The organism is Marinomonas profundimaris (assembly GCF_000508165.1).
In the GTDB taxonomy this organism is placed as follows: Bacteria; Pseudomonadota; Gammaproteobacteria; order Pseudomonadales; family Marinomonadaceae; genus Marinomonas; species Marinomonas profundimaris.
Map to the genome: position 1 here is coordinate 304,807 of NZ_AYOZ01000001.1, position 19,661 is coordinate 324,467.

Below are 19,661 nucleotides of genomic sequence, written 5' to 3' on the forward strand. Positions count from 1 at the left end.
GCGGATACTTTTTATCTTATGCTCATGTCCATCAAAGCATTACAAATATTTACTTAACCATTCTATTTCTACTATGGCCTTATTTGCAATTAAATGACATAAAAATATGGATATATTGACCTTATTCTTTATGCATAAGTACTTAGCGTTTAAAGAATTGTAAGTTTGTAAAATGGTGTGTCAGCTTAGAAGTCGTGTGGGCTTAACCACATCCCTATCTGTTGTTGTCCTAAGTAACTTATTTTTCCAGGGTAACGAGCGACACCGCTTGAGCTAAACTCAAATTTGTATGCTCTTTTGATTTTAATTTGCCCATGATGCCAAACCGGTTTCCATTCTTCCCCAGCAACGCTGCCTTCTAATAATTGTAAATTGAGAGACTCACAGTGCTTTTTTACTTGGATAAGTGCTTGTTCTCGAATGGATGCGTTTCGCCACCATGAATAAATGACGGTAAAGACTAGAAAAAGAATGACAATGTCGGAAAGTTGTAGGTTCATGCAGATCCACTATAAATGAGTGAGAGTCCAATATCATAGCGAATTGTGGTTAGAAAAAAACAGTGGCTAGAGAAAGAAATACGTGGCTACCTCCAAGCAGGAGAGAAAGGAGAGGTAGCCACGTTCTTTACGCTGTGTAGAGCAAACTGTAAATCATCTCATTGATAGAAGCTAAATTTGGGCATTCAGGGCAGCGAATGTTTGGTATACCAAATTTGAGTCGTTTGCTTCTATACAATGGCCAGTCAGGTGATGATTTATGCAGCTTCTACTGCTCTTTCTGCGTAAAGTTGGATAACCCACTGCTCGATACGAGCATCAGTGAGTTCAAACTGTTGATCTTCATCTATTGCGAGACCAATAAAATTTTCTTTATCATGAACGCAAGCTCTTGATGCTTCGAAGTCGTAACCTTCTGTCGGCCATTGACCGATAAAAGTGGCGCTTGTTGGTAGTAGTTTTTCGTATAACCATCCCATGGCATCTACAAAATAATCGCCATAGCCAAATTGATCACCTAGCCCATATAAGGCGATTGCTGTATCGCCTAGAGCGAGCTCACCTAAGTTGTCTCCAATATCTTCCCAATCGGATTGAATACCACCAAAGTCCCAAGTAGGGATGCCTAAAATGAGTAAGGAGTATTGCTCAAGTTGGCTAAGTTCTATGTCCTTGATGTTAAATATATCTACTGTTTCACCAAGATCTTCCCATTGTTTAGCAATCTTGTGTCCAACTTCTTCTGTGTTATTTGTATCTGTGCCATAAATAAGGGCGATGGATGATTGAGCCATGTTTAATGCTGTTCCTATTACTTAATGAATTTGTCCATATTGGTGGCTACTTACACCAAAGTGTTTAATAAAGGCCGCTTCAAATTGGTCTTCTGAAAAACCGCTTTGCGCTACAATATGGAGTTTGGCGGCAGGGTCTTGTCTCAGTAGGGCTGCTGCATATTTAATACGGCTACGTGCTCCGTAGCTCTCAATAGATTGTCCCACTATTAGATGAAAACCGATAGCCAGTGCTTCTGTATTCAAGCCAACTTTTTGCGCTAATTGTTGGATATTAATTGCGTCATGCTCTGGTGTTTCTAATAGGTTCTGAGCGTGAAACAGCTTGCTTTGGCAATCTTCACATTGCGATAAATGACTAAGCATTTGTAGCTGTTCTATTAATGTAAAAATAAGAGAATATAAATGGCCCGCTAAACTGATAGAGTGGCCTTTGTGCGCCAAAATTGGTTTTATGATATCCGTGGTTCTTTCTGTAACAGGGAGCTGAATGACGGCATTGTCATTTCCTAACTTGTCACGCATCGTGCTGAAGTGTTGAATAATCTGATCTTCTGTTTCGCCCAAGACCGACGCTAAGTGGGCTGGACTGATGCGTGCTTGCAATAAGCTGTGCTCTTTACCTTGTTCTATAAAAAATTGACCGCTGATATTTTTAGGCTGGTATGAAATCTGTACAGACTCTATATCTTTTGCTGTTTTTATAGGCTTAGTGCCTAGGAACGAAAAGTAGAGCCCTGTTTGCGCTTCTTCCTGAATAGAGACATTGGTAGTGCTACTTAGGTGCTGGTTAAGTAGCTGCAAATTCGGTAGCAGAGCGAGCAACTGCTTATGACCAGATAGCCATGGCGAAACTTTTTCTGTGATTTTTCCAGTGTTGTCATACACGTTGCGCATGTCGATTTGCATTGTATGTCGCCTCTAATATGATAATGGTTATCATTAAAAAGTTTTTTAACCATTAATGCAAGTGATTCTCATTAAAATATATATATGAGAATCACTTTCTTAATATTTTTAAGCGATATGATGGTGTGATGTGGGGTTAGTCTAGGTAATCGGTTCGATTTAGGCCATATTTTTGCATTTTTTGGTTGAGTGTTCTTCTTGGCAATTGAAGCTGCTCTAACACAAGTTGTATGTTGCCTTTTTGTTGACGAATACTGGCTTCGATTAAGCTGCGTTCAAATTCTTGTACTTTAACGCTGAGCGGGAGAGGCGTGATGGTGTCGATGTCGTCTTGAGCTTGGTAACCCGCTAAAATTTTAGCCACACTTGTGTTGGGTTCTAAAGCATAGCGTAACGCTACATTTCTAAGTTCGCGTACGTTCCCAGGCCATCCGTATAAGGTCAGAGTCTCATGGTCTATTGGGCTCAGTTGCCTAAAATCTCCACCACGTTCTTTGACTGCCATGCGGCAAAAATGCTCAAAAAGTAGAGGGATATCTGAGCCTCTATTGCGGAGATCTGGCAGATGAATTTGCGATACGTTAAGACGAAAAAATAAATCTTGTCTGAAATTTTCTAGAGTTTGCAAATCACTTTTTGCGGCCGCCACGACACGAAGGTCTATTTTTATCGTGTTGTTACTGCCAACGCGTTCTAGTTGATTTTCCTGTAAGACTCGCAGTAATTTAATTTGCATGGCAAGTGGCATGCTTTCTATTTCGTCGAGAAATAAAGTACCACCGCTGGCATGCTCGAGTTTACCGATTCTTTGTTTGTTTGCACTCGTAAAGGCGCCGGCTTCATGTCCGAAAAGTTCGCTCTCAAACAGTTCCGCCGGAATAGCGGCACAGTTGATTGCCACAAAAGGATTTGTTTTTCTAGGGCTGCAGTCGTGTAACGCTTTTGCGACCAGTTCTTTGCCGCAGCCAGTTTTACCATAAACAATGACATGCGTGTCCATGCTGGCAAAAGTGTGGATCTGTTGCCTGACTCGAATAATTTGTTCATTCTGGCCTATGATGGTTTCCTCCAAGCCATGGAGGTCTCCGAGATATTGTGACTGATTAGCATGTTGCAGCTGGACGGTTCTAAGGCGAATGGCTTTTTCGACGGTTTGCAGTAATCGATTCGGATCAAAGGGCTTTTCAAGGAAATCAAATGCGCCGTCGCGTAACGCGTTTACCGCGGTATCAATATCACCGTGACCCGTAATCAGGATAAAAGGCAGTTCTGGCTCGATGATTAGGCAATTACTCATTAGGGTAAGGCCATCAATGGGCGTCATACGAATGTCACTAACAATGATGCAAGGTAGGCCAGTCTGAAAGCCGTTAATTAACGCCTGAGCTTCTTGAAACTCTCTTACCGCATAGTTTGATAGGCGTAACCATTGAGCGGTTGTTGAGCGAACGATGTCGTCATCATCAAGCAACCAAATTTCAATTTGGTTATTCGTGTTATTTTCCATGTTAAGCCTTAAGCAGAGTTAGTCGAAATATCAGCTGCGAATTGTCGTTATAGTGTGCAGTGAGTGTGCCATTCATATCTTTCGCGAGGTTTGCGCTGATGGCAAGTCCAAGCCCTAACCCTTTGCCTATGGGCTTTGTGGTAAAAAAAGGTTCAAAAATATGAGTTACTTTATTTTTTTCTATACCTGGGCCATTGTCTTGATAGTTTATGGTTATTTGCTCGTCATGGGTATGCAGAGATATTTTAATACTGGGTGTGATGTTTCGTTCAGAGCAGGCTTGAATGGAATTGCTGATTAGATTTAAAAATATTCTTTCCAATCTGGTCTGTTCGGCCATCACCTTATCTAAATCGTTTAGTTTTATTTCCCAGTGAACGCCATGAACCTCGTCCCCAAGACCGTCAATGGCTCTTTGCAAAGATTCTTTGACGGACGTAGGTGTTAGTTGCTCAGGTCTTCGATAAGCCAGTACCTTTAATTCACTGGTGAGATTTTGCATTCTGACCACCAAGGACTCCAAATCAATGAGTATTTTCAAGGCTTGTTCTGAGTCTTGACGTTTTAGTAGCAGCTCGGCGGTATAGGCTAATGTTCTTATGCCGGTTAATGGTTGATTAAGTTCGTGAGCAATGGCGGTGGACATTTGTCCTATTGCGGCGAGCTTTTCTGTTCTTAATAGCTCTTTTTGTGCAGCCTCTAACGCTTTTGTTCTTTCTAGAACGCGTTCTTCCAGTCGGGAGTTGGCATCTAATAAACTGAGTTCTGCTTTTTTACGTTTGCTGATGTCGATCAGTGTCACCAGATAGCCTTGTGAATCACTCCACTTAAGAGAGGATACAGAAAGCAACGCAGGGAAGGTTTGTCCATTGTCTTTTTGTAGGATGACTTCTTGCTCTAGCAGGTTGGTTGTAAGTGCAGCGTTTTCTATTTCTTGTGTTGGTAATGATTTAATAAAGGCGAGGGCGCTTTGGTTTTCTAAGCAGTCAGGTAAAAACTCATATAAGTAATGTTCATTAAGTTGTGCTCTTTGTCCGAAATAACGCAGCCCCATCGGGTTTACGAAAGATATTTCACCCCGTTTAGTAAGTTGTAACAATCCGACGTGTGTGTTCTCTATTAATACGCGCTGGCGCTGAGCGCTATCTGCAATGAGTATTTCGTTTTCCAATTTAGAGGCAATTTTAAGGGAGCGTTCCCGACGATAGAGCCAAAATAGAAAGATTAATGCGAATATGCCTAGGCTAATGAACGCAATGTTCTGGGCCTTTCTTTGTATGCCTTTTAAGTTAGATAGGTAATGAATATGCCATTTGAGGTCATCTAATGTGACGTCCTGCAAAAGATAGTTTTCGCCGTTGAGGTGATAGATTTTTGAACGGGTTTTGTTTAAAAATTGGACGTCAGTATGATTGTTTAACCAATCGCTTACTAAGAGCCGGTTGAGTCTATTGGCTAAGAAAATTAGATTGTTTTGGTCTGTCATGACCACAATGTCTTCGTGAAGGTTCCAGCGCTCAATTAAATCACTGACATTTATTTTAACCGCAACTGCACCAGCTAGCCCTGTTGATGTATACACGGGAGCAAGTACGAGGTGAGCAGATTTAAATTGCTGGGGGTCGTAGCCTGAGACGAGAATGTATTCCCCTTGCTGCTCTTTCAGGACATTGCTTAAGTCTTGTTTGTTAAAATAGTTTTCTAAAGAAAAATGGGATGTTTGTTCGCTTGAAACAAGCAGATCGCCTTGAGCTGACAGAATAAACCAATCTTGAGTTTTGGAAACATGAGTCAAATCTTCTAATTGCCGCTGAAGGCGTTGCTCTAGTACCTGATTGTTTGGATTGTCCATAAACGCTAATAATGTTGGGTTATCCGCGAGAGCGTAGGGCAGTATATGGTAATTTTTTAATTCATTTCTTAATTCAATGACGTAATCAAGTAGCTGGTCCTGTCCTTCAGAATGCTTGCTTATAATCAGTGTTTGATAGGCGATGGTGTTGACGCCAAAAAAGAGAAGAGTAAGTACGGCGCCCCCGAGGGACAGAAAAAAAAGGCGATGTTTGCGGAATTGTGAAATCAAAGAGAGTCTCGCTACCCTTTTTATGATCAATCAGTGCAGGGTTTTATTAGATTAGGTTAAAGCTGCGTAACAAAGTAACGCCAATGCTGGTACTAATCAAGGAAGCGATGGTTGTAATCACGATGATGTTGGCGGCGAGAGCAGAGTTACCATTCATCGCCCGAACCATAATATAGCTAGCTGACGCGGTGGGAGCGGATGACATCAAAAATAGCACGCCAAGTTCCATCCCTCTAAAGCCTAATAGGTAACCGCCAAGCGTTAGTGCAAAAGGAATAAAAATCAATTTTCCTACCGACGCCATTAGTGCGCCCAGCATACCACTTTTTAATGATTTGAAGCTTAACGATGCGCCTGCACATAATAATGCTAAAGGCAGTGTCATTTGAGCAAAATAATCTCCGGCTTTGTGGAGGGTTTGCGGTAATGTAAATCCGGTGAGTGACGACAAAAAAGCCGCTAAAATGGCAATAATAAGAGGGTTTTTTGCGATTCCTTTCAGAATTCCTTTTATATTAGTCTCTCCGCCTAACGCACGGTTTAGGCCAATAACGGACAAAATATTAAAGAGTACGGTGACCCCACCAAGATACGCCGATGCCACAGAGAAAACCTCATCCCCGTAAGCGTTGACGCAATACGCCAACCCAATAATTCCCATGTTGGAGCGAAATGCGCCTTGAACCAAAACGGCTCTATCGGCCTTATCTGGCTCCCAAATGGACAAGATGAAATCGAGAATGAAATAGCTAAGAGTAACCGCAACCATAGCGTAAATCACTAACGAAAAATGAGTGTTACTGGATAAGTCTGTCTTGGAAATGCTAATAAAAAGCAGAGCAGGAAGAGTAACGTTGAACACCAATTTAGACGCAACATCAATGAAGTTATCATTGATGATTCGAATGCGGTAAAGGACAACCCCTAATACCAATATTAAAAATATTGGCATGGTAATAGAGAAAGAAAACACCAATACGTCTAAAAAGTTGTTCAACGCCATTCCTTAGAGAGAGTGTATTAATCGTTGTTTTCGAAGCGGTAGCCTGCGCCGTAAACAGAGTGAATAACATTTAATTCTGGTGCTACCGCAGAAATTTTCTTGCGAAGTTTCTTGATATGACTATCAATGGTGCGGTCACTAACGACGCGACTGTCTGCATAAATACTTTTCATAATAAGGTCACGGCCAAACACACGGCCGGGCTCTTTAATAAGTAATTGAAGTAATTGAAACTCAACCGTTGTTAGGTCGATGAGTTCGCCTTTGTAGGTTGCTCGTAAGCGGTCTACATCTAGGTCAAAACCATCTGTTCTTGGTGATTCGGCTTGATCAAGCTCAACTCGACGTAAGTTTGCTTTTACACGAGCAACAATTTCACGCGGGCTGAAAGGTTTGCATACATAATCGTCTGCGCCCATTTCAAGGCCAATTAAACGGTCAATTTCTTCTGCTTTTGCAGTGACCATGATAATAGGAACACCGCTAAATTGGCGAACTTGTTTGCAAATTTCCACACCGTCCAAACCTGGTAGCATTAAATCCAATAGGACAATGTCCACTTGGTTGTTTTTGATGTAATTAACCGCGATGTCTCCGCGATCAAGGTGGTGGTGTTCGTAGCCAGCTTGATCTAAATACGCGGCCATTAATTCTGCTAATTTTGGTTCGTCTTCAATAATCAGTACTTTGCTCATAATATTATGTATTCCAAATTAATTTAAGGGGAATTCTAGTCTTATTCCTAAACCACCATCTTGAGAGTGGTAGGCGTTTATCACGCCTTGATGTCCATCTACAATATTAGAGCAAATGGCAAGGCCGAGGCCTCTTCCTCCGGTTGCTCTATTTCTCGAATTTTCAACTCGATAAAACTGTTCAAATATACGGTTTTTATCTTCTTCGCAAACGCCGGGTGCCGTGTCTTCGAAGAGAATAACGACTTTATTATTCTGCTTGCAGAGTTTGATCATTAATTTGCCAGGCGAATTTGTGTATTTTAATGAGTTATTCATCAAATTCGAAAAGAGCTGATGGAGTCGATCCGCATCACCATTTATAACAATAGGTTTCTTTTGCAAATATTCAAACTCTAATCCCAAACCGGCTTCTTTGAATGGGAGTGTCATTGACTGAACTGTTTGTTCCAGTATGTCGTTTATTAGCACATCGTCCATTTCATAGCTCAAACTGCCCATGTCATGCATGGATAGCTGGTTTAAATCGTCTATTAAACGCGCAATGTGCAGTGTTTCTTGGTGGAGTGAAGCAAGGCTCTCGGGAGAGACTTTTATAATGCCGTCTTGCATCGCTTCAATTTCGCCTCTGAGAATGGCCACTGGCGTTCGTAATTCATGTGCAGTATCGGCAACCCAGCGTTTACGTGCCTCTCTGGTGTGTTCAAGCGTGCAGGCGAGGTTATTAAAGTCGCAGCTAAGGCTTGATAGCTCGTCCGCTCCTTTCACAGTGATTCTCGTTTCAAACTTTCCAGCAGACAGCTTCTTTGTGGCTTTCTGCATAGATATAATTGGGCGGCTGAGCCATTGAGCTAAAGGCCAAGTTAAGAGCGCGGCAATGGCTAACATGAATGCCGAAATAAGTAAGAATGCCTCACCTTGTTGGCGAACAAAGCGCAACGTTTGATCCTGAACAAGCTCTCTAATGGAGCGTAGGCCAACGTAACCAACAATTTTTTTGTTTACTTTGACGGCATGGGTTTCTGCATCAGTGAAACGAGTTTTTCCTATGATGGGCTTTTGTTGCTCATCGAATAAGAGAAAGCGCTGACGGTAATATTGCGATGGGTAAATCAAATCCAAATTTGGTGTGCTAGGCGGTGGTACTAAATCGCGAAGGTTTTCTAATTTCGCTTGATGCCACTCTCTCTCCATTCGACTTTCTTGAACTAAAAAATACCAATCGTCGTAATAGATGTAGAGGTTGGCGGTTCTGTTGGCCATTTGTTCTAAGAAGTCGCGGTCACGTTCCGTCGCATAAGAGACGAAACCTCGATCGAAGCTCCATTGAAATACTTGCCACATAGATACAATGAGTAGGATGTTACTCAAAACAAAAACGGCAAAAAGTTTGTGCCGAATTTTTAACCCTTTTGTAATAGCCATAAATGAGGCTGAGATCCTATTGTTTCTGCGACACTAAATGTGCAGGTGGTTGTTAGTCATCGATACTATGTCAAAATACCTTAAATATCGAATGTGTTCATTCATCGTTCTAATCGTCTGTTTACTATACAGTTTTAATGTGAAAGCTGGCTACTTGGTTGTAGTGTAAATAATGAGGATTTCTAATCAATAATTTCCTGTTATTATTGCCCGCTATTTTTTGTATTTGGGTTTGGTTATGTCTGTGTTGAAGGGCTCTGTTTCATTCTTTTTGATTGTCATAAATACCTTGATTTGTTTTGTTCCTGTTATGGTCTTGGCGCTCTGTAAGTGCGTGATGCCATTCGCGTCAGTGCGTGCTGTGCTAAACGTTATTCTAGATCGAATAGCAACGTTGTGGATTGGCATCAATAATTTGAATCAGCGTTGCTTGGGGAAGGCTGTTCTTGACGTATCAGGGGAAAAGGACTTTTCACTGAATGAATGGTACATGGTGACGGCAAACCATCAATCTTGGGTCGATATACTGATTCTCCAGCGTCTTTTTAATCGTCGTATTCCCTTTATTAAATTTTTCTTAAAAAGAGAATTAATTTGGGTGCCATTTATCGGACTTGCGTGGTGGGCATTGGAGTTTCCGTTTATGAAACGTTACAGCCCTGCGTTGCTGCAAAAACGCCCAGAGCTAAAAGGGAAAGACATAGAAATCACCAAAAGAGCGTGCGATAAATTCCAGCACTTTCCTGTCGCCATAATGAACTTTTTAGAAGGCACTCGTTTTACAACTAAAAAACATGCTCAACAATCCAGCCAGTTTAAGCATTTGCTGATGCCCAAAGCAGGGGGCTTGTCGTTTGCCTTGAATGCGATGGACGGTAAACTTCACCAGCTTATTGATGTAACCATTGTTTATCCTGACGGCATTCCCAGTTTTTTTGATTATCTTTGCGGAAAAGTATCTGAGGTTAAAATTCACGCCCGCGCGATGCCGATTGAAAATACGTTGCTGGGGGATTATCAAAACGATGCGGAATACAGAGCGTATTTCCAGCAGTGGGTGAATGAGTTGTGGCGTCAAAAGGATCAACGGATAGAACGTATGACAAAATCTGAAAAGACAAAGTAGGTTTCCATCTATTAAACACCTTACATAGCATCTGTGTAAGGTTTGATTCTGTATCCTTGAAAAACCTGAAAATTGTATCTTTTTTCTGTATGAATAATCCCTGATGCTGTTTGTTTCAACAGTATTCGGGGCATTTAATATGGACATCTCTCATTTACTCACTTCACACGCCATTAATATGCAAGCCTCATTGGTGCGTGAATTACTTCACTATAGTCAGCAACCCGATATTTTATCATTAGCTGGTGGCCTTCCTGATGAAAAATTAATGCCAGCTTATCCTGCGTTGGCGCAATTAACCGATAGTCGACAATATGGCGCAAGCGAGGGTGAAAAGGGTTTGCGGGAAATCATTGCCAGACTGGTTGAGGAGCGAGGTTTACACGTGACGCCTGATAATGTGTTGGTGACCAATGGCTCTCAGCAAGGTTTGGATATTATCAGTCGTCTCATCCTTGATGAAAACTCGACTATCTTAACAGAGCAACCCACCTACCTTGCCGCTTGTCAGGTGTTTAAATTGCAAGGTGCCAAGGTACAGGGCGTGCCTTCTGATAGTGAAGGGATGTCGGTTTCAGCATTGCGGAATGCCATAGAAAATGCGAACCCGAAAGCGGTGTATTTGATTCCAAATTTTCAGAACCCAACGGGGCATTGTTATAGCCTGAAGCGTCGTAAAGACATTGCTGCTTTGTTGGATGAGAAAGGGGTCTTGCTGATTGAAGATGACCCCTATCGAGACCTGTGTTACGAAGAGGTCGACCTCACTCCCATCACGGCCTTGTTAAAGCAGGCGCCTTGGTTATACATGGGAAGCTTTTCGAAAGTATTGTGGCCAGGGCTTCGTACCGGTTATGTGGTTTCCAGCGTTGAATTTTCGTCTCATTTGGTCAAAATCAAGCAAGCTATAGATTTGCACACTAATCGTTTGGGGCAAAATATGATTGCAGTGTTTGTCGCATCTGAAATGTTTCCAGCGCATATCGCTAAGCTTCAGCAATCCTACAAAGAAAAACGTGATGCCATGTCAAAAGCATTGGTTGCAGAGCTGGGTGACAGGGTTGAATTCAACATACCCGCTGGAGGTATGTTTTTTTGGTTGACGCTACCTGACGGTGTTTCTTCTAAACAAGTAATGACTGAAGCGTTAGAAAAGAAAGTGTTAGTTTTGCCTGGCACACCATTTTTTCCAAATAAACACTCGCAAGAGGATGCGTTTTTACGTCTGAGTTTTGCTCGTCTTTCTTTGGAGGAAATTCAGCAAGCCATACATATTTTATCGGGCGTGATTCGACGCTCTATGGTCTGATTGGTTCATCGGTACTCTGTTTAATACATTAAAAGGCTTTCGCCTTACTGCTTTTATACCGCTAAGCGCAGGTATTTATACTATTTATGCAGAGCAAGCAGTTCCTTCTTTTTGGGTGACACGTTAGAATCTAGCTTTTAAGACTGCATAGAATAGGAATATGTAATGGGCAGAGCCTTCCAGAACCGCAAAGAGTCCATGGCAAAAACGTCTGATCAAAAAGCCAAGGTTTACAGTAAATACGGCCGTGAGATTTATGTTTGTGCAAAATCCGGTGGTATTGATCCAAATGGCAATTTGGCGTTGCGTTCCCTCATTGATCGCGCGAAAAAAGATCAAGTGCCAACGCACGTTATCGACAAAGCGATTGATAAAGCGAAAGGCGGTGGTGGAGAAGATTTCGATACGGCTCGCTACGAAGGTTTTGGTCCGGGTAATACCATGGTAATTATCGACTGTTTGTCTGATAACCCAAACCGTACTTTTGGTGACGTGCGTACTTGCTTTAACAAAGTGAAATGCAAAATCGGCGGCCAAGGCAGTGTGAGTCACATGTTTGATCACAGTGCGATTTTTGTTTTCGCCGGCGATGACGAAGAAGTGGTACTTGAAGCCTTAATGATGGCGGATGTAGATGTTACTGATATCGAGTTAGAAGATGGGAAAGTCACTGTTTTTGCGCCAAACACCGATTACGGCAAGGCGAAAGCGGCACTAACGGAAGCGCTTGGTGACATTGAATTTGACGTAGATGAAATTCAATTTGTTGCTCAAAACACATCGCCTATCGAAGGTGAAGAGTTGGAGCAGTTTGAGCGTTTTCTGGATCTATTGAATGATTTAGACGATGTTCAGAACGTTTATCATAACGCCGAATTTTAATGCAAAAAGCGCTGACGATGCGTCCGTATTGTCAGCGCTTATTTTAAATAAAGGCAGTATCAAATAATGGAAAAGGCAGATGAAATGGCCAAGCCTAGACCTCAAGTAAAATCCCCTTGTGTTAACTTGTGCTTGCTTAATGACGACGATGTCTGTGTGGGTTGTTATCGAACCGGCAAAGAAATTAGCTTGTGGGGTAGTATGAATAAAGCATCTCAACTCGCGGTAATGAAAAAAATCCGTGAACGTGAATCGAAAAGCCAATTCGTTAGCAACTAGCGTTGCTTGTATGACTTGGCCTTTCAACGCTTCTTTGTTATTTCTCTTCTATTGCATTTTTTAGCTCAATCCACTGCGACATGTATTGAGTGCTTTTTAGGCTATGATGGCGAAGCATTAGCCCAATAAAGTGCTTTTTTCGAAGCTTGTCTTTAAGTGTTGTTTGCAGTGTTAGCCTGTTAATGAGTTTAGGCTCCCACTCTTCTGCTTGATAGCGTGACGCTAATATCTCATTGCCATTTTGTTGCATCAGCTGCCAACTTGTTTTGTCATCATAGAGAGAAACTGCCGCGTCAATGAAGGTGTCAATGTCATCTGTGATGACACCGTTCCAAGGTAAAATGCCATGCATGGCTTCGGCGCCAATGTGAGTGGTAATGCTCGGGGTGCCCGTTTGCATTGCTTCCACTAATTTTCCTTTTATTCCCGCTCCAAAGCGCAATGGTGCTAAACATATGCGTGCTTTCTGCATGACGTCTTGTGCATTTTCGGCCCAGCCTTTGACTAGAAAGCCTTCTTTGGCGTTGTGCAATTGAGTCGCTTTTGGTGGTGGGTAAGCACCATAAATATGCAATTCGGCACTGGGTAGGCGTTTGCGAATCTTTGGCCAAATTTCTGTTTTAAGTTGCAGAACAGCATCCCAATTCGGCGCGTGGCGAAAATTGCCTATACTGATAAAGTGTTGGCGTTGTTCAAAAGGGGTGAGATCTTCTGTTTTTGATGGCGATGGCAGCATGAATGGAAGGTGAAAAACATGGGTGTCCGGTACTTGAAACTCCTCAATAAGTAGCTTGGTTTCCACTTCAGAGATCATTAGCGTTAAGTCGCAACGATGGATGGCGGCGATTTCACGAATACCGTGGTCGCTGTAAAGATCTTCCGTTTGAAATGGTTTTTTTTGCTTAAGTGCAACATGTCTTGCTTGTCTTAATGAGTGAAGATCTTCGGTGTTTAATACTCGTAGGGTGTCGGGGCTGAATTTTTCTACGCGCCAGCCAAATTGTTCTTCCATCATAAAGCGATCAAACATGACAATGTCTGGTTTTTTGTCGGCAATGTAATGGTCGAAAGAGGCGTTATTCAGTTCAATATGCTCGGCTTGGATATTGAGTTGAGACAAGTCTGCCATGTGCTCTGTTTTCTGGGCTGGACTGGCGAAAGAAACTTGCCATTGGTTTTTATGAAAACAGTTGAGTAGTTGCATCATTCTGCTGCCGGCAGCAGAAGAGTTAGGTTCGGGCCAAACATAGCCAATGACAAGTAGGTGCACAGTGTTTTCTCAGGTAAAAAAGGTGTTTTAGATTCAGGATTTAGGCGAGAATCAGGACATATTCATTTAGCTATTGTATCATGGCGAACAGATTTGTCTTACCTGCCTCGTTTGCAGGGATTGTCAGGTAAGACGTAAGCAAAACATGACGTTGAGAAGATTATTATGATCATAAAACCAAAGATTCGCGGATTTATTTGTACAACAACTCATCCAGTTGGTTGTGAGCAGAATGTAAGAGAGCAAATTGCTTTCACTAAAAGCAAAGGGGTTGTTGAAAATGGCCCTAAAAAAGTACTCGTGATCGGTGCATCAAGCGGTTATGGCTTGTCTTCTCGTATCGCAGCGGCATTCGGTTCAGGTGCAGCAACCATTGGTGTTTTCTTTGAAAAGCCAGGTACTGAGAAAAAAACAGGCACAGCGGGTTGGTACAACTCTGCGGCGTTTGACAAAGTAGCAAAAGAAGAAGGCTTGTACGCCAAAAGCATTAATGGTGATGCATTTTCACACGAAGCTCGTGCGAAAGTGATTGAGCTAATTAAAGAAGACCTTGGTGAAATTGACATGGTGGTTTACTCATTGGCTTCGCCAGTGCGCAAAATGCCAGATACCGGTGAAGTGATTCGTTCTGTACTTAAGCCTATTGGTGAAACTTACAAGTCTACCGCGATTGATACCAATAAAGACATCATCATCGAAGCGGAAATTGAGCCAGCGACAGAAGAAGAAGTGGCAGCAACAACGACCGTTATGGGTGGGCAAGATTGGGAGTTGTGGATGTCTGCTCTTAGTGATGCTGGCGTTCTGGCGAAAGGTGTTCGCACCGTGGCTTATTCTTATATCGGTTCTGATATCACTTGGCCAATCTATTGGCACGGTGCGTTAGGTAAAGCGAAAGAAGATTTAGATCGTGCGTCTGGTGTAATTAATGCGCAACTGGCGCCATTAGCTGGTGGTGCTAACGTCGCGGTGTTGAAGTCTGTTGTTACTCAAGCGTCTTCTGCGATTCCAGTGATGCCTTTGTACTTGGCGATGGTTTTCAAGGTGATGCGTGCAGAAGGTATTCATGAAGGTTGTATGGATCAGATTTATCGTTTGTTCTCTGAACGTCTTTATAACAACCTTAATCCGGCGGAGTTAACGGATGATAAAAATCGTTTGCGCTTGGATGACTGGGAATTGCGTGAAGATGTTCAGCAGGCTTGTCGAGATCTTTGGCCGACAATTAATGACGGGAATTTGTTTGCAGAGACAGATTATCAGCTTTATAAAGATGAGTTTTTGAAGTTGTTCGGATTTGGCGTGAAAGGTGTTGATTACGATGCGGAAGCCAACCCTGAAGCAGACTTTGACGTTATTACGCTTTAACTTTTTGTGGAAGAAGCGAAAAGGGGTTCAAGCATAGCTGCTTGTGCTCCTTTTTTTATGCCTTTTTATCTCTTATAGTGAAAGGATCGTTACTTTGGGGTGATTATGAAGCATTCATTGGGGTTGCTAGCGGCTTTGTCGTTGTGTGTAAATGCGCAAACGATAGAAGTTCAGCCTATTGATATTATTTATGGCAATCAAGTTATACGAACTCAGCATCAAATTGTGGTTAGCTCGCGTGACGAGGTGTCGATTATTTCTGCAGAAAAAACGATCGAAACACTTGGGCCTAACGTGGTTGTTTCAGGGGACGGTAAAGGCTCGTCCTATTTAGAGGAAAATGCCATAGCAGAGCGTGAACAAGAGATATATGACGAGGTAAATCGACGCACAAAAGATGCGCCTTTTACCGTGCTGTTTACGGGCAATATTCCTGATGATATTCAAGAAAAACGTCTTCGTATGATGCCGGAAATTGGGGTTTTCGGTGATCAAATGAGAGCTAGTGAGGCGTCTGATGCAAATGCAGCGCCGGATGAAGGGGATTTTTCTCCTATCGGAAAAAATGTGTCTCCTGACGGTGTTTCGGGTGCAAAATCGGCTCCTGTTAGCGCCGAAGAAAAACTGAATAAACTCATTGGTGGGTAGGGGGAGTTACTCGATTGTTTCTTTCTTCTGATGTGTCTCGTACTTGTTCTATAGGTTTGGCGTATCAGGTGATGCTTCAATCCAGTTGTGTTGATCAATCAGCTCTATTGGGAATGTTTTGTTGTGAATGATGATCTTTGCGCTGTCAGTTGATTGAAGCTTTTCCTTAATGAATGCGACAAAGTCTTGTCTTTGAATGTCCTCCACGCTCGCTATCCATTCTTCTCTTGTTTGAAAATCTGGTTCAGGTTTGGCTATTTGGTGCCATTCGCTTAAGGCGTTATCGCTTAAGTTCTTTGCTGTCATTCTTAGTTCACTTAGTAGTGTGCTTTTCGCGTCTTCAAACTCGCCTTCTGGAAGGTTGTGCAGCCTTTCCTTTTGTTCTTCTAAAAATGTCTCTATGGCTTTGATAATGGTTATGGCGTCTTTGTTAGGTGATTGTATAAGTAACCCTAAAATAGGTGTGTTGCGTATACTGAGATCTTGCGCGCCAACAATGTAGCCGAGTTGTTGTTTGGTTCTCAATTCTTGATAAAACGGGCTGCTGATTAGTTTTCTGAGTATGGCAAAGCCGGCTTTTTCTTTGATGGCTTTGTTGGTGGTTGATGTCTGTTTGCTGGTGTCTATTAGTGTGTATAAAACGACACTGTCGTCGCTGGTGGAGTCGAATTGATAGTGGTGTTTTTGCTGAGCAGTAAGTTTTTTGGTTTCTATTTGTTGTGGTTCTTTTGGTGTAAGGCGTCCTGCAAAGCGTTTATAAATTGAATCGGCAAGCTTTTGGGTTTGCTTTTTGGTTGAGTTGCCCGTGCTGTAGCCTATGATATCAAAGTCTTCGCGGGCGTTTTTTGTGTAATTTTGAAGTTCTTCGAAAGAAATTTTTGTGAGTGCGTTTTCAAGTTGTGTTGTAGCGAAGCTGTTTTTCGTAATTAAGGTGCTTAGCGCGCTGTTTGCATTACGGTATGCCTGTCTGCTTTTTTGATTGGTTAGGTCTTTTTGTAGTTCGATTTTAGCTTGTTCGAAGCGAGCTAGGTTTGGCCGGAATAAGAAAAGTTGGTCTATTAGCCAGGTGATGTATGTGCTTTGTTTGTCTGAGTAGCCGTTGGTTCTTAGGGTGGCGCCGTTTGTGTGTGGGTAAAAGGCATAGCCTAAACCAGCGACAAATGGCGCGTAGGTTGACTCGCTAATGCTGTCGTTAAATAGCCGGCTCCATAGTTTATTTAGCAGCGTGTGCTGAGGGGTGTCTGCGGCATGGTTAAAACGAATACCAAGAAAGTTCATCATGACGGGCTTGTCGAAGCTTGGATCCGATTTGTTCCAGTAGGTAAAGCCTTCCTTTTGAAAAACGATAGAGGGTGTGGGGTCTGTTTCTTCAATTAATTCTAAAGACTCCGGAATGAAGTTGTTTTTTTCTGGGAGGCTAACGTGGGTGTTTTTGACGGACAGATTGATTAAATCTAAAAATAATTGGCTTAATGCGCTGTTGTTGTATTCGCTTTGGTACCAAGGTTCAACTTTCCAGGCCTGATCTTCGACGGCCCAGCTTTCTGGGAAGCTTTTGTTTGTGGCGACCTGAATTAGTAGGTTTTCAGGGTTTAGTTGTTGGAGTAGGTGTCGAAGTTGCTTTTTACTTGCGACAGATTCTAAGCGGAAGCTGCTCAAAATGTCCTCTGTAGGGATTTTGAGCATTCTGGCAGATAAAGAGCGTGCTAGGTTTTGTGGATCGACATAGCCTTGATAGTGGTATCTAAGCTGGCTGAGTTTTAGTCCTTCCTCTAAATACAGTGAATTAATTGGCGATGATCTTAATAGGCTAATGGTGGAAAAAAAACGCTTTGCTACCGTGTCTATTTTTTCCAGACCTTCGTTGGTGAGGTGTATTTTGACTGTGAAGAAGGCGTTGTCTTCATAGTCTGGGCTTGTGCTTGCCGATATACCGTTGATGAGGCCTTCTGATTTTAGTGATGCGTATAGAGAACCTTTATTTTCGTTGCCTAAAATATACGACAAATAGCGGGTGGGCTGTGTTTTGTAATTGTGTTGTTGGGCATCAATTTGGTAGTAAAAGCTCAGAGTGTTGCTGTCTATGAGGGAGCGAACAAACTGTAGGTGGGGTTTACCAACAGGAATGAGCGTCGGGCTGCTTTCTGTTTTTTTGATCGTTCTGTTTTTATTTGGGATCTCAGAAAAGTAATGGCGAGCTAATGCTGCCATTTCTTTGTATGGACGATTGGCAACCATTACTAAAGCCATGTTGGCGCTATAGTAGTTGTCTTTATATAGATTGAGTAGTTGTTCTCTCAGTGGGTTGTTAGGTCTGTCTTTGAGTGTGTCTAAGTTGCCTACGGTAAAGTGACTGTAAGGGTGTTCGGGATTGATAAGTGTTTTCAATGCTTGTGTGTTGCGGCGACTTTCTGTTTTTAGTTTTGCTTTGTATTCGGCGTCGACGGCGTTTTTTTCTCTTTGGGTGAGTGTTTCACTAAAAAGAGGGGAGATAAAGAATTGTGAGAATCGATCCAAGGCGCCTTCATAGGCAGAAGGCTTTATGTCGAAATAGAAGTTCGTGGTGTCTGTGCTTGTGTAAGCGTTGTGTGAGCCGCCATGGGTATTAATATAAGATTGATAATTTCCTGATTCTGGGTATTTTTTCGTGCCAAGAAAAAGCATGTGTTCTAAAAAATGCGCTAAGCCTTGCTGTTGTTTTGGGTCTTGGAAGCTGCCGACATTGACGGAAAGTGAAGCGGAAAAACGTTCAGCCTTCGGGTCGCTAATAAGCAGTACTTTCAGGTTGTTGGGAAGTGTTGTTAGGTAATAGTCGTTTTTATCCGTTAGGCTCTTATTCTGAATTTTTAGGATGTTGTCACTGATTGTGTTTTGGTTTTGATACGCCATGTTGCTTTCGCTCATTGTACTCTTTACGTCAATAGGTGTGTGTTCTTGTGGTTTAAGATCCGCATGGGCATAACAAGATATAAATAGAGGAAGTGATAAGGCGAAATAGGTGAGGGTGTTTTTTAGGGTTTGAGTCATTTAATCAGACTATCTGAAGTGTGTAGTACAATGCAATGGGCGTGCTTGGCGCCCATTGCATGTGAGCGAAATGTTATTGTGCATCGAGAGATTGCCCGTTTATTTCTAGGCTGTCTTTGCCCATTAGATAGAGATAGAGCGGCATAATGTCTTCTGGTGAGGGAAGGGTGTCTGGGTTTTCTTCCGGGTAAGCGTTTGCTCTCATACTGGTTCGAGTGGCGCCGGGGTTGATTGCGTTAGCCCGAATTGCTGGTGATTGGCTGGCCAGTTCACTTGACAGTATTTGCATCATGGCTTCTGTTGCGAATTTTGATATCGCGTAAGCGCCCCAGTTGGCTTTGGCGTTTCTGCCCACACCGGAAGAGGTAAATATAATAGAGGCGCTGCCGGCTTTTTGCATCAAAGGGAGCAGGGCTTGATTAAGGAGGAGCTGGCTGGTGACATTGACGCGCATTACTTGTTCAAACAGGGTTGGGTCATAGTTTGCTAGTGTGGTACGTTCGCCTAATAAACTGGCGTTGTGAAGAATGCCATCAAGGTGGCCGAATTCCGTTTCAATCGTGTTGGCAAGTTCTATGTAGTCGTGTTCCGCTGCGCCATCGAGATTTAACGGAACGATGGCGGCTTGAGGAAGGTGCTGTTTATCGATGTAGTCGTAAACGGACTCAAGCTTTTTAATTGAGCGCCCTAATAGGATGACCGTTGCGCCATGTCTTGCATATGAGATAGCGGCGGCTTTTCCTATACCGTCGCCTGCGCCAGTAACAAGAATTACTTTGTTTTTAAGTAATTGGCTTGGGGCTTGATAATCAAACATATCTCCTCCTTGATGCCTT

Annotated in this window: 17 protein-coding genes; 6 read left to right on the forward strand and 11 right to left on the reverse strand. The window is 42.6% G+C overall.

Translation table 11 applies throughout. The features are described from left to right. Positions 1 to 185: 185 nt before the first annotated feature. From D104_RS20580 to D104_RS20615, 8 genes are all read right to left on the reverse strand, one after another. Complete coding sequence (locus D104_RS20580) at positions 186 to 500, reverse strand: DUF3301 domain-containing protein (RefSeq protein WP_024022515.1); 315 nt, start codon at positions 498 to 500, stop codon at positions 186 to 188. A 257-nt stretch (positions 501 to 757) separates the two neighbouring features. Continuing rightward, positions 758 to 1,294: a flavodoxin gene (locus D104_RS20585; protein WP_024022516.1), complete on the reverse strand. Its 537-nt coding sequence runs from the start codon at positions 1,292 to 1,294 to the stop codon at positions 758 to 760. A 21-nt stretch (positions 1,295 to 1,315) separates the two neighbouring features. Then, positions 1,316 to 2,203: a helix-turn-helix transcriptional regulator gene (locus tag D104_RS20590; protein ID WP_024022517.1), complete on the reverse strand. Its 888-nt coding sequence runs from the start codon at positions 2,201 to 2,203 to the stop codon at positions 1,316 to 1,318. A gap of 136 nt (positions 2,204 to 2,339) precedes the next feature. Next, positions 2,340 to 3,710 (reverse strand): sigma-54-dependent transcriptional regulator, encoded by a 1,371-nt coding sequence (locus D104_RS20595; RefSeq protein ID WP_024022518.1) that lies wholly within the window; start codon positions 3,708 to 3,710, stop codon positions 2,340 to 2,342. A 1-nt stretch (position 3,711) separates the two neighbouring features. After that, positions 3,712 to 5,562: an ATP-binding protein gene (locus tag D104_RS20600; RefSeq protein WP_235075876.1), complete on the reverse strand. Its 1,851-nt coding sequence runs from the start codon at positions 5,560 to 5,562 to the stop codon at positions 3,712 to 3,714. Between the two features lie 277 nt (positions 5,563 to 5,839). Next, the gene (locus tag D104_RS20605) at positions 5,840 to 6,796 is read right to left on the reverse strand and encodes an AEC family transporter (RefSeq protein WP_084545979.1); all 957 of its coding nucleotides are present in this window, start codon (positions 6,794 to 6,796) and stop codon (positions 5,840 to 5,842) included. A 17-nt stretch (positions 6,797 to 6,813) separates the two neighbouring features. Next, the gene (locus D104_RS20610; RefSeq protein WP_024022521.1) at positions 6,814 to 7,491 is read right to left on the reverse strand and encodes a response regulator; all 678 of its coding nucleotides are present in this window, start codon (positions 7,489 to 7,491) and stop codon (positions 6,814 to 6,816) included. Positions 7,492 to 7,509: 18 nt separating this feature from the next. Beyond that, positions 7,510 to 8,916 carry an ATP-binding protein gene (locus D104_RS20615; RefSeq protein ID WP_024022522.1) on the reverse strand — a complete coding sequence of 469 codons (1,407 nt, stop codon included), beginning with the start codon at positions 8,914 to 8,916 and terminating at the stop codon, positions 7,510 to 7,512. Positions 8,917 to 9,154: 238 nt separating this feature from the next. Here D104_RS20615 and D104_RS20620 point away from each other — a divergent pair, with 238 nt between their 5' ends. The 4 genes from D104_RS20620 (at position 9,155) to D104_RS20635 (ending at position 12,512) form a co-directional block, all read left to right on the forward strand. Beyond that, positions 9,155 to 10,042 (forward strand): acyltransferase, encoded by an 888-nt coding sequence (locus tag D104_RS20620; protein WP_031214398.1) that lies wholly within the window; start codon positions 9,155 to 9,157, stop codon positions 10,040 to 10,042. Positions 10,043 to 10,181: 139 nt separating this feature from the next. After that, the gene (locus D104_RS20625; protein ID WP_024022524.1) at positions 10,182 to 11,351 is read left to right on the forward strand and encodes an aminotransferase-like domain-containing protein; all 1,170 of its coding nucleotides are present in this window, start codon (positions 10,182 to 10,184) and stop codon (positions 11,349 to 11,351) included. 165 nt (positions 11,352 to 11,516) lie between these two features. Continuing rightward, positions 11,517 to 12,233: a YebC/PmpR family DNA-binding transcriptional regulator gene (locus D104_RS20630; protein WP_024022525.1), complete on the forward strand. Its 717-nt coding sequence runs from the start codon at positions 11,517 to 11,519 to the stop codon at positions 12,231 to 12,233. Positions 12,234 to 12,299: 66 nt separating this feature from the next. Then, a complete protein-coding gene (locus D104_RS20635) occupies positions 12,300 to 12,512 on the forward strand; it encodes a DUF1289 domain-containing protein (RefSeq protein WP_024022526.1) in 213 nt (70 codons plus the stop codon). Positions 12,513 to 12,549: 37 nt separating this feature from the next. Here D104_RS20635 and D104_RS20640 read toward each other — a convergent pair whose 3' ends face one another. Then, positions 12,550 to 13,782 (reverse strand): glycosyltransferase, encoded by a 1,233-nt coding sequence (locus D104_RS20640; RefSeq protein ID WP_024022527.1) that lies wholly within the window; start codon positions 13,780 to 13,782, stop codon positions 12,550 to 12,552. Positions 13,783 to 13,947: 165 nt separating this feature from the next. On the opposite strand from D104_RS20640, the gene fabV reads away from it, so the two are divergent. After that, on the forward strand, positions 13,948 to 15,150 hold the full coding sequence (gene fabV, locus D104_RS20645; RefSeq protein ID WP_024022528.1) for an enoyl-ACP reductase FabV: 1,203 nt from the start codon (positions 13,948 to 13,950) through the stop codon (positions 15,148 to 15,150). 105 nt (positions 15,151 to 15,255) lie between these two features. Next, entirely contained in the window at positions 15,256 to 15,798 is a 543-nt protein-coding gene (locus D104_RS20650) for a hypothetical protein (protein WP_024022529.1), read from the forward strand. Between the two features lie 48 nt (positions 15,799 to 15,846). On the opposite strand, the gene D104_RS20655 is transcribed toward D104_RS20650, so the two are convergent. Then, positions 15,847 to 18,702, reverse strand: coding sequence for an insulinase family protein (locus D104_RS20655; RefSeq protein ID WP_024022530.1), 2,856 nt, complete (start codon positions 18,700 to 18,702; stop codon positions 15,847 to 15,849). Between the two features lie 196 nt (positions 18,703 to 18,898). Then, a complete protein-coding gene (locus D104_RS20660; protein WP_024022531.1) occupies positions 18,899 to 19,642 on the reverse strand; it encodes a YciK family oxidoreductase in 744 nt (247 codons plus the stop codon). Positions 19,643 to 19,661 lie beyond the last annotated feature (19 nt).

Excerpts from the sequence above, each read along its gene's own strand:
- D104_RS20580 (WP_024022515.1), bottom strand. The coding sequence starts at position 500 with ATGAACCTACAACTTTCCGACATTGTCATTCTTTTTCTAGTCTTTACC.
- D104_RS20585 (WP_024022516.1), bottom strand. The coding sequence starts at position 1,294 with ATGGCTCAATCATCCATCGCCCTTATTTATGGCACAGATACAAATAAC.
- D104_RS20590 (WP_024022517.1), bottom strand. The coding sequence starts at position 2,203 with ATGCAAATCGACATGCGCAACGTGTATGACAACACTGGAAAAATCACA.
- D104_RS20595 (WP_024022518.1), bottom strand. The coding sequence starts at position 3,710 with ATGGAAAATAACACGAATAACCAAATTGAAATTTGGTTGCTTGATGAT.
- D104_RS20600 (WP_235075876.1), bottom strand. The coding sequence starts at position 5,562 with ATGGACAATCCAAACAATCAGGTACTAGAGCAACGCCTTCAGCGGCAA.
- D104_RS20605 (WP_084545979.1), bottom strand. The coding sequence starts at position 6,796 with ATGGCGTTGAACAACTTTTTAGACGTATTGGTGTTTTCTTTCTCTATT.
- D104_RS20610 (WP_024022521.1), bottom strand. The coding sequence starts at position 7,491 with ATGAGCAAAGTACTGATTATTGAAGACGAACCAAAATTAGCAGAATTA.
- D104_RS20615 (WP_024022522.1), bottom strand. The coding sequence starts at position 8,916 with ATGGCTATTACAAAAGGGTTAAAAATTCGGCACAAACTTTTTGCCGTT.
- D104_RS20620 (WP_031214398.1), top strand. The coding sequence starts at position 9,155 with ATGTCTGTGTTGAAGGGCTCTGTTTCATTCTTTTTGATTGTCATAAAT.
- D104_RS20625 (WP_024022524.1), top strand. The coding sequence starts at position 10,182 with ATGGACATCTCTCATTTACTCACTTCACACGCCATTAATATGCAAGCC.
- D104_RS20630 (WP_024022525.1), top strand. The coding sequence starts at position 11,517 with ATGGGCAGAGCCTTCCAGAACCGCAAAGAGTCCATGGCAAAAACGTCT.
- D104_RS20635 (WP_024022526.1), top strand. The coding sequence starts at position 12,300 with ATGGAAAAGGCAGATGAAATGGCCAAGCCTAGACCTCAAGTAAAATCC.
- fabV (WP_024022528.1), top strand. The coding sequence starts at position 13,948 with ATGATCATAAAACCAAAGATTCGCGGATTTATTTGTACAACAACTCAT.
- D104_RS20650 (WP_024022529.1), top strand. The coding sequence starts at position 15,256 with ATGAAGCATTCATTGGGGTTGCTAGCGGCTTTGTCGTTGTGTGTAAAT.
- D104_RS20655 (WP_024022530.1), bottom strand. The coding sequence starts at position 18,702 with ATGAGCGAAAGCAACATGGCGTATCAAAACCAAAACACAATCAGTGAC.
- D104_RS20660 (WP_024022531.1), bottom strand. The coding sequence starts at position 19,642 with ATGTTTGATTATCAAGCCCCAAGCCAATTACTTAAAAACAAAGTAATT.